The organism is Massilibacteroides vaginae (genome assembly GCF_900178525.1).
GTDB classification, from domain to species: domain Bacteria; phylum Bacteroidota; class Bacteroidia; order Bacteroidales; family Tannerellaceae; genus Massilibacteroides; species Massilibacteroides vaginae.
In genome coordinates this window covers 1,600,093-1,608,793 of the sequence record NZ_FXDJ01000009.1, presented here as the reverse complement: position 1 = coordinate 1,608,793, position 8,701 = coordinate 1,600,093, and the positions used below count along the sequence as shown (strand labels likewise).

Genomic DNA, 8,701 nt, shown 5'->3' with positions numbered 1-8,701 from the left:
TTATAAATTGTTATATCTTTGCTCTAGGATATCTTCCTTTTAAATAATGATTTATTGAATAGTACCTGTATTTAAGTCTTTGAACGGAAGTCAATTTTTTTATTATCAAATTCCCTTTTCCTTTTTTAATCTTGAACCATCTGCTCTATAATACATATATATACATAACATATATACAACACTATAAACAGACAGACAAAACTGTACTACTTTTTAGTTGATATGTAATTCTTTCAAAGATCGTTTTGCAACCCAACCTTCGTCCTGATTGCGGGTGCAAAAGTAGTGCTCTAAAACATAGAATCCAAATATTATGGAGACTATTTTTGCTATTTTTTTGTTATTTCTTGTCGGCTCACGTATTATTCACTGAATATCATCGCAATAAAACAAACGATAAAACAGTCTTAATTTGAAAACATTCTCAAAATATCGTTTCCATTCGCATAAAGTAATAATCCAAGCAGAATGAACATACCTGTAATCTGTGCATATTCAAGAAATTTATCACTTGGTTTTCTTCGTGCAACTACTTCATAAAGCAGGAACATAACATGTCCTCCATCCAACGCAGGTATAGGCAGGATATTCATAAAGGCTAAAATAATAGATAGAAAAGCCGTTTGTTGCCAGAAGCTTCTCCAATTCCATTTAGCAGGAAACATATTACCTATTGTACCAAATCCGCCTAAACTGGCAGCTCCTTCTTTAGAAAATATATGCTTCATATCCGTGACATACCCTTTGAGCGTATTCACGCCCAGGTTTATCCCTGCCGGTATCGAACCTAAAAGATTAAACTCTTTTTTACTCAAAGGATAAATATCATTCAAAGATTTAACCTGAACACCAAGTTTTCCTTCTGCGGTAGTGGTTAAAGTTGCCGATTGCAAAACACCGTCACGATAAAAACCAACTTCTATTTCTTTTTCTTTACTCTGCTCAAGTATTGCCGAAGCTTCTAAAAAAGTAACAACCGGCTGTCCGTTTAGCGAAACAATACTGTCGTTCACATTTAATCCAGCCGTTCTTGCGGGCGTATCGCCTTCAGGTAAACCTGCAATAACCATAGGAAACCTGTCTGCAGAAGCAAAAAAGGCCTTATCACGCATAAGACGTTGCATCATATCCTCCGGAACAGGAATTACAGTCTCTACACCATCACGAAGAACAGTCACCGTACTGGCATTTACTGTTTTACGAATAGCATCCTGGTTATAACGCTCCAACACCTCTCCGTCTGCTTTGTAAAGAATATCTCCGTCCTGAAAGCCAACCTGCTTTACTGTTTCGCTGTAAGAAAGTCCCATTTTCAGGTTCTTCATCGGCATATAGCTTTCACCCCAAGTTAAAAGCACCATGGAATAGATAAACAAAGCCAACAAAAAATTAAAGAGAACACCTCCTATCATGATCAACAAACGCTGACCGGCCGTTTTTGAACGAAATTCATAAGGCTGGGCCGGTTGGCTCATTTGTTCTTTATCCATACTCTCATCTATCATACCGGAAATTTTACAATAACCACCGAGAGGAAGCCAACCTATACCATACTCCGTATCACTATTTTTAGGTTTAAACTTAAATAAGGAAAACCAAGGATCAAAGAACAAATAGAATTTTTCAACCCTCACCTTAAATAAACGAGCAAATATAAAATGTCCGAATTCATGGACAATCACTAATATAGATAAACTAAGAATAAGCTGTAACGCCTTAATTAAAAATGTCTCCATTTGTTTTTTATGTCTTTTTATTATGAATTTATATCAAACTAATTCCAATGCGATCCTACGCGCCTCATTATCTGTTGCCACATAATCATCATAAGTCGGCACGGCAACAAAACTTGCCTTCAGCATTACCTGCTCTATCACGTCGCTCATTTGAAGAAAGCCTATTTTGTCATTCAAAAAGGCGGCCACTACAATTTCGTTCACGGCATTTAAGATACAAGGCATATTCCCACCCTTACGTACAGACTCAAAAGCAAATCCCAGGTTTCTAAAACGCTTCATGTCCGGTTCTTCAAATGTTAACGACGCATAATGCATAAAATCCAGACGAGGCATTTTTGAAGGTAAACGTTTGGGATACGAAAATGCATAACTGATAGGCAGTTTCATATCCGGAATTCCCATTTGCGCCATTACGGCCCCATCCTCAAACTGAACCATTGAGTGTATTACAGATTGCGGATGAACAAGTATCTGAATTTGTTCAGGTGTTACACCAAATAACCATTTCGCCTCGATCATCTCAAAACCCTTGTTCATCATAGAGGCAGAGTCTATCGTAATCTTGGCTCCCATAGTCCAATTCGGATGCTTCAACGCATCAACCTTTGTTACTCGCTGCAAATCATCCAGCGAGAATGTACGGAAAGGACCGCCCGAAGCCGTAAGCAGTATCTTTTCAACCTGATTTTCCCACTCTCCAACCAAACATTGAAAAATAGCGGAATGTTCGGAATCAACAGGTATAACCGGCACTTTATTCTCTGTAGCTAAAGCTGTTATTAACTCTCCGGCCACCACCAATGTTTCTTTGTTGGCTAAAGCAATTGCTTTTTTCGCTTTAATAGCCGCTATCGTTGGCCTAAGCCCCGAATAACCGACCATTGCTGTCAGCACCATATCAATTGGTTGCATCTGGACCAGTTGCTCTATCGCATCATCACCTGCCCAAACCTTAATAGGTAAATCCTCTAATGCCTCTTTCAGTTCCGGATATTTTTGCTCATTGGCAATAACCACAACCTCCGGCATAAATTTTCGTGCTTGATTAATCAACAAGTCCACCTGATTATTGGCGGTTATCGCATAAACCTCAAATAGTTCAGGATGTTCGTTTACTACCTCTAAAGCCTGTGTCCCAATTGAACCGGTCGAGCCTAATATCGCTAATTTCCTTTTCATTAAAATACAATATATTCTTCCGGATTTACCGGCAATCCTTTATACCATAATTCAAAATGCAGATGCGGACCGGTAGATAAACTGCCCGTATTTCCGACAAGAGCTATCGCCTCTCCGGCAACAACCTGATCTCCAGGCTGTTTCAATATCAACTCATTGTGCTTATATATAGATAAAAAGCCATTCTTGTGCTGAATTTGTATGATATTTCCGAAATTCGGATCAAAGCCCGTGAAAACAACTACTCCATCCAAGGTGGCCATTACACTTTCTTTCGGTTCGGCAGCAATATCAATACCATAATGCCTTATATCGGCCTCATAGACAGACGACACAATACCATTAACCGGTTTATAAAAAAACAATCCATCGGCAATTGAAGCCGAAGAATTCAACACTGTCAGGTTATATTTCTCCTCCTCTTCAAGCGTTCTGAGAAATTCCGTTTCCGCTTCCGAACGGGGTATTTCAAAATTAGCATCTGTCTGAGCCAGCGAATCTATTTTGTTTATTGAATCTACAGGTATTGTGCCTGCTAATATACCAGCTACATTATTTAAATACAAAGTCTGAATGGTAACCATCCGCTCCAGCGAGTCGGCTCGTAGCGCATTCTGCACAATATCCTTACGAATTTCCACGTCCAAATAGCCCGGCAAATAATTTCGGATCGGGGTTTTAATAATTATAAACGAAGTTATTCCAATAAGGAAAAAGGCAAAAAGAGCCAAAGAGACAAAAGCGGATAACTGGGACAGATGAAACGACCAAACCTCTTCCAACGTTGTTTCATTGAAAAAGGAAAGTTTATACTTAAATCGAATCCTGTGCCAGAATGATTTCTTCGCTTTGTTTCGTTGTTTTTTCGCCATTCTAAAAATTTGAAACGTAAAAGTAATAAAAACAGTATATGTCAGGCCGGGCTTTTACGCTTATTAACTTGCTATAACTCAAACAAACCATCCGGCACAGTCATTAATATACTCTTTTCATCATGTTTCAACTCCACCATAAATTCCTCCACGGCAGGAAGCAGCAATGATTTTTCGCCGTCTGAAACCTCAAAAAGAACATTTAATGTACTATCGTCGACATCTGAAATTTCTCCAAGATACCCCCGGTTCGTATCGTAGACTTTATATCCGATAAAGTTATCCCAGGTAATGCCGGCATCAAGTTCTGAATTATCAATCCACTCTTTCGGGCAAAAAACCTCTTTGTTGGTAAATGGTCTGATATCTTCTTCCGAATGCAGGTTTTCTATTTTAACAAGAATAACTGTGTCCGATTTATAACGGTATTCCTCCACGAAAAAAGGAACATAAATACCATCTAATTCACAGAGAATAAAAGGATCCTCTTGCGTGTCAAATAAATCAAATGTAGTAACCAATGCTATTTCACCTTTTACCCCATGTGGTTTAGCAAAGTATCCGATTTTAACAATGTCGTCTTTTCTGATCATTCCGAAATATACTTTATAGACGGGTAATACGAGCACCTAATTGATTCAATCGCTTGTCAATATCCTGGTATCCACGATCAATCTGATCAATGTTATGTATCCGACTTGTTCCTTCGGCGCTCATTGCGGCTATCAACAGTGCAATACCGGCACGTATATCCGGCGAAACCATGGTAGCTCCTCTAAGTTTAAACCGATTCCCCAAGCCTATTACGGTAGCACGATGTGGGTCACAAAGAATAATCTGAGCACCCATATCTATTAATTTATCCACGAAGAATAAACGACTTTCAAACATTTTCTGATGAATCAGCACACTTCCTACAGCCTGTGTAGCTATTACTAAGAAAACACTTAGCAGATCAGGCGTTAATCCGGGCCATGGAGCGTCAGAAATTGTCATAATAGATCCATCTATAAATGTATCTATTTCATAAGTCTCATGCGTAGGGATATGTATATCGTCCCCATTTTGTTCTACGGTTATACCTAAACGGCGAAAAGATTCGGGAATGATCCCAAGCTTTTCGTAACCGGTATTTTTAATTGTTATATCCGAAGCGGTCATCGCCGCCATACCGATAAAACTACCTACTTCTATCATATCCGGCAAAATCGTGTGAACGGCTCCGCCCAATTCCTCAACGCCTTCAATCACCAATAAATTAGAACCGACTCCGGAAATACGGGCGCCCATTTTATTTAACATGGCAGACAGTTGCTGAAGATAAGGTTCACAAGCGGCGTTGTAGATTGTGGTAGTACCTTTTGCCAAAACGGCAGCCATCAAAATATTAGCTGTACCCGTAACCGATGCTTCATCTAAAAGCATATAAGCCCCGTGTAATTTCTTCGCTTTAATTTCATACACTTGCCTTTCCGCATCATAGTTAAAATCAGCACCAAGTTTCTGAATACCGACAAAGTGGGTATCCAATCTTCTCCGACCAATTTTATCACCTCCCGGCTTAGGGATCAAAGCAATGCCAAAGCGAGTCACTAATGGACCTACAATCATCACCGAGCCTCTCAACGAACCACTCTTCCGAAGGAATTCTTCTGTTTGCAGATAATCCAAATCCACATCGTCTGCCTGGAAACTATATGTATCAGATGACAAACGCTCCACTTTTACACGCATTTCACGAAGGAGTTGAATCAGGTTGTTCACATCCAATATATCGGGAACATTTGATATCCGGACCTTGCAAGAAGTAAGTAAAGTAGCACAAATCACCTGCAGTGCTTCATTTTTAGCACCCTGAGGAGTTATTTCTCCGGACAATCTACAGCCACCTTCTATTACAAATGAACTCATCTTCCCTTGCGCGAATGATTTTTGCGGTTAGTGTTCGTATTCGTTCTCGCCAGCAAATCCCTGCTTTCAGCCAGCTTATAATCTTCTGTAGACAACGCTATTTTTCCTTTAGAAAGCTCATGAAGGTCTTTGAATATCTTTTCATCATCAACCGATTCTTTATTCCAGGTAAGGAATGATTTCTTCATTTGATTAGCCAACAGTCTAACCAGTTGGTTGCGCTCTTCGCCATCTTCCAACTCAATCGCCTTTGTCACCATTTGTTCAAGCGTTTTCCCATAATGGCGGTAACGAATGCGCGAATTACTATAAGCAACCTTAGGAGGTTTTGAATGCAGATCTTCTTTTTTCACGATTTCATACGGATAATCAATATCCAGTTTAAAATCGGCCATAATGGCAAGATGATCCCAAAGAATATGTTTAAAGTCATTCACATCACGTAAATGAGGAAACATATTACCCATTATATTTATTATTGTATCTGCGCAACGCTTACGTTCTTGCCTTTCTTTAATCGTAACACAATAATCTACCATATTCTGAATATTACGACCGTATTCGGGCAAAGCCAGCTTTTTTTCTGCTGTATTATATTCCATATTTAATTATAAGATTTATAGCGCAAAAGTACACATTATTATTCACTTATGAAAAGGAAACATCCCTCATCTATCACTATATAGAATTTACCGATTGAGAATTTTCGTCATTCTTTCTTTTTGTCCATACTTTTGCAACAAATAAATTAAACGAACAAAAAAAATAAAATTTATGGAACCTATTATCAATTCACAAGTAACAGACTTTAAAGTACAGGCTTATCACAATGGCAGTTTTAAAACGATAAGCAGTGACGACATCAAAGGGAAATGGTCAATTTTCTTTTTCTACCCGGCAGACTTTACCTTCGTTTGTCCTACCGAACTGGAAGACATGGCAGATAAATATGCGAAATTCCAGGAGTTGGGTGTAGAAATTTATTCTGTAAGTACAGATACTCATTTTGTTCACAAAGCATGGCATGATGCCTCTGAAAGCATTCGTAAGATAAAATACCCTATGCTTGCCGACCCAACCGGTATATTAAGCCGTGGTTTCGGTGTAATGATTGAAGAAGAAGGTTTAGCTTACCGCGGAACATTCCTTGTAAACCCGGAAGGTAAAATTAAAATCGCTGAGATTCATGATAACAACATCGGACGTAACGCAGACGAGTTGCTTCGTAAAGCAGAAGCTGCATTGTTCGTAGCAAGTCATGATGGAGAAGTTTGTCCAGCAAAGTGGAAAAAAGGCGACGCAACATTAAAGCCAAGTATCGATTTAGTCGGTAAAATCTAAATTTAAACAAAAGGAAGGAAGACCGGCGCAGATTATCTTTGCCGGTCTTTTTTATTACTAAAAACTATAAAAACAGATACCACATGTTAGATCAAGCACTTAAAGAACAATTAAAATCTATCTTCGCCACCTTAGAATCGCATTACACATTCGATGTAAAGATTGCTCCTGCTCATGAGAGCAAAGAGGAGTTAGTCGGCTTGTTGGGCGATGTGGCCGATAGTAGCAATAAAATAAATCTACTGGTTAATGACGGTGACGGGTTAGCGTTTTCTATTCTGAAAAATGACATTGACACGGATATTAAATTCCGGGGTGTACCAAACGGACATGAGTTTACCTCTTTATTATTGGCTATTCTAAATGCGGACGGCAAAGGAAAAAACTTGCCGGACGAAACAATCACCAAACGTGTTCAGGCACTGAAAGGGCCTATTCATCTCACTACTTATGTGTCTTTAACTTGTACAAACTGTCCGGATGTAGTGCAGGCGCTTAACGCGATGACTACACTAAATAAAAGCATCAGCCACGAAATGGTTGACGGCGCTATCAATCAGGCAGAAGTAGACGCGCTTAAACTTCATGGTGTTCCGGCTGTATACGCGGATGGTAAATTACTCCATTCCGGTCGTTCCGATTTCGGCGAACTCTTAGCTAAATTAGAAGCTGAATACGGCATCGATGAAAGCGCGATAGATAGTTCCATCAAAACATACGACGTACTCGTTGTGGGAGGTGGTCCGGCCGGGGCTGCCGCTGCTATCTATTCTGCCAGAAAAGGACTTAAAGTGGCTGTCCTCGCGGAACGTATCGGCGGACAGGTAAAAGACACGGTAAGCATTGAAAATCTCATTTCTATTCCGGAAACAACCGGAAGTGTTTTAGCAGACAACCTGAGAACGCACATGGCTCAATACCCTATAGATATACTGGAACATCGTCAGGTGAAAAAAGTAGAACTCGACGAAACACAAAAAATCCTCACGACTGTAAATGGCGAACGTTTCTCGGCTCCGGCAGTAATCGTAGCCAGCGGTGCAAGCTGGAGAAAACTAAATGTGCCGGGAGAAAGTGAACATATTGGTCACGGAGTAGCCTTCTGTCCTCATTGCGACGGACCATTTTATAAGGGAAAACATGTTGCCGTTGTTGGTGGTGGAAATTCAGGGATAGAAGCCGCGATTGATTTAGCCGGCATCTGTTCAAAAGTAACCGTGCTTGAATTTTTGGATGAACTGAAAGCGGATCAGGTATTACAGGAAAAAGTTAAAGCTCTTCCAAATACAGAAGTATTCACTTCCACACAGACACTACAAGTAATCGGAAACGGAGAGAAAGTAAGCGGAATACAGATTAAGAACCGGATCACGGAAGAAATCCGGCAAATAGATTTAGACGGCATCTTCGTTCAGATAGGTTTAGCACCCAATAGCGGTCCATTCCAAAATATTGTAGCGACCAATCGTCCGGGAGAAATCATCATCGACGAACATTGTCGCACCAATGTGCCCGGCATTTACGCCGCCGGAGATGTTTCGACCGTTCCATTCAAGCAAATCATCATCGCCATGGGAGAAGGCGCCAAAGCTGCCCTTTCCGCTTTCGACGATCGCGTGAGAGGAGTTATTGGCTAATCAGGAACAGACTGAATAAGAA

The 8,701-nt window shown here is 40.1% G+C and carries 8 protein-coding genes; 2 read left to right on the top strand and 6 right to left on the bottom strand.

Features of this window, described 5'->3' with window-relative positions:
• Window positions 1-407 precede the first annotated feature (407 nt).
• The 6 genes from rseP to B9Y81_RS15110 form a co-directional block, all read right to left on the bottom strand.
• Complete coding sequence (gene rseP, locus B9Y81_RS15135; protein WP_085537729.1) at window positions 408-1,736, bottom strand: RIP metalloprotease RseP; 1,329 nt, start codon at window positions 1,734-1,736, stop codon at window positions 408-410.
• A 33-nt stretch (window positions 1,737-1,769) separates the two neighbouring features.
• Window positions 1,770-2,918, bottom strand: coding sequence for a 1-deoxy-D-xylulose-5-phosphate reductoisomerase (locus B9Y81_RS15130; protein ID WP_085537728.1), 1,149 nt, complete (start codon window positions 2,916-2,918; stop codon window positions 1,770-1,772).
• Window positions 2,918-3,790 (bottom strand): M23 family metallopeptidase, encoded by an 873-nt coding sequence (locus B9Y81_RS15125; RefSeq protein ID WP_085537727.1) that lies wholly within the window; start codon window positions 3,788-3,790, stop codon window positions 2,918-2,920. The genes B9Y81_RS15130 and B9Y81_RS15125 overlap by 1 nt, the downstream gene beginning before the upstream one ends.
• 71 nt (window positions 3,791-3,861) lie before the next feature.
• Complete coding sequence (rimM, locus tag B9Y81_RS15120; RefSeq protein WP_085537726.1) at window positions 3,862-4,383, bottom strand: ribosome maturation factor RimM; 522 nt, start codon at window positions 4,381-4,383, stop codon at window positions 3,862-3,864.
• A gap of 13 nt (window positions 4,384-4,396) precedes the next feature.
• Entirely contained in the window at window positions 4,397-5,701 is a 1,305-nt protein-coding gene (murA, locus tag B9Y81_RS15115; protein ID WP_085537725.1) for a UDP-N-acetylglucosamine 1-carboxyvinyltransferase, read from the bottom strand.
• On the bottom strand, window positions 5,698-6,303 hold the full coding sequence (locus B9Y81_RS15110; RefSeq protein WP_085537724.1) for a DUF4290 domain-containing protein: 606 nt from the start codon (window positions 6,301-6,303) through the stop codon (window positions 5,698-5,700). The genes murA and B9Y81_RS15110 overlap by 4 nt, the downstream gene beginning before the upstream one ends.
• A 172-nt stretch (window positions 6,304-6,475) precedes the next feature.
• Between B9Y81_RS15110 and ahpC the strand changes: the two genes are divergently transcribed.
• Complete coding sequence (gene ahpC / locus B9Y81_RS15105; protein WP_085537723.1) at window positions 6,476-7,042, top strand: alkyl hydroperoxide reductase subunit C; 567 nt, start codon at window positions 6,476-6,478, stop codon at window positions 7,040-7,042.
• Window positions 7,043-7,125: 83 nt separating this feature from the next.
• Entirely contained in the window at window positions 7,126-8,679 is a 1,554-nt protein-coding gene (ahpF, locus tag B9Y81_RS15100; protein WP_085537722.1) for an alkyl hydroperoxide reductase subunit F, read from the top strand.
• Window positions 8,680-8,701 lie beyond the last annotated feature (22 nt).

Bases quoted from the DNA above. Each gene is read 5' to 3' on its own strand.
- rseP (WP_085537729.1), bottom strand. From the start codon at position 1,736: ATGGAGACATTTTTAATTAAGGCGTTACAGCTTATTCTTAGTTTATCT.
- B9Y81_RS15130 (WP_085537728.1), bottom strand. From the start codon at position 2,918: ATGAAAAGGAAATTAGCGATATTAGGCTCGACCGGTTCAATTGGGACA.
- B9Y81_RS15125 (WP_085537727.1), bottom strand. From the start codon at position 3,790: ATGGCGAAAAAACAACGAAACAAAGCGAAGAAATCATTCTGGCACAGG.
- rimM (WP_085537726.1), bottom strand. From the start codon at position 4,383: ATGATCAGAAAAGACGACATTGTTAAAATCGGATACTTTGCTAAACCA.
- murA (WP_085537725.1), bottom strand. From the start codon at position 5,701: ATGAGTTCATTTGTAATAGAAGGTGGCTGTAGATTGTCCGGAGAAATA.
- B9Y81_RS15110 (WP_085537724.1), bottom strand. From the start codon at position 6,303: ATGGAATATAATACAGCAGAAAAAAAGCTGGCTTTGCCCGAATACGGT.
- ahpC (WP_085537723.1), top strand. From the start codon at position 6,476: ATGGAACCTATTATCAATTCACAAGTAACAGACTTTAAAGTACAGGCT.
- ahpF (WP_085537722.1), top strand. From the start codon at position 7,126: ATGTTAGATCAAGCACTTAAAGAACAATTAAAATCTATCTTCGCCACC.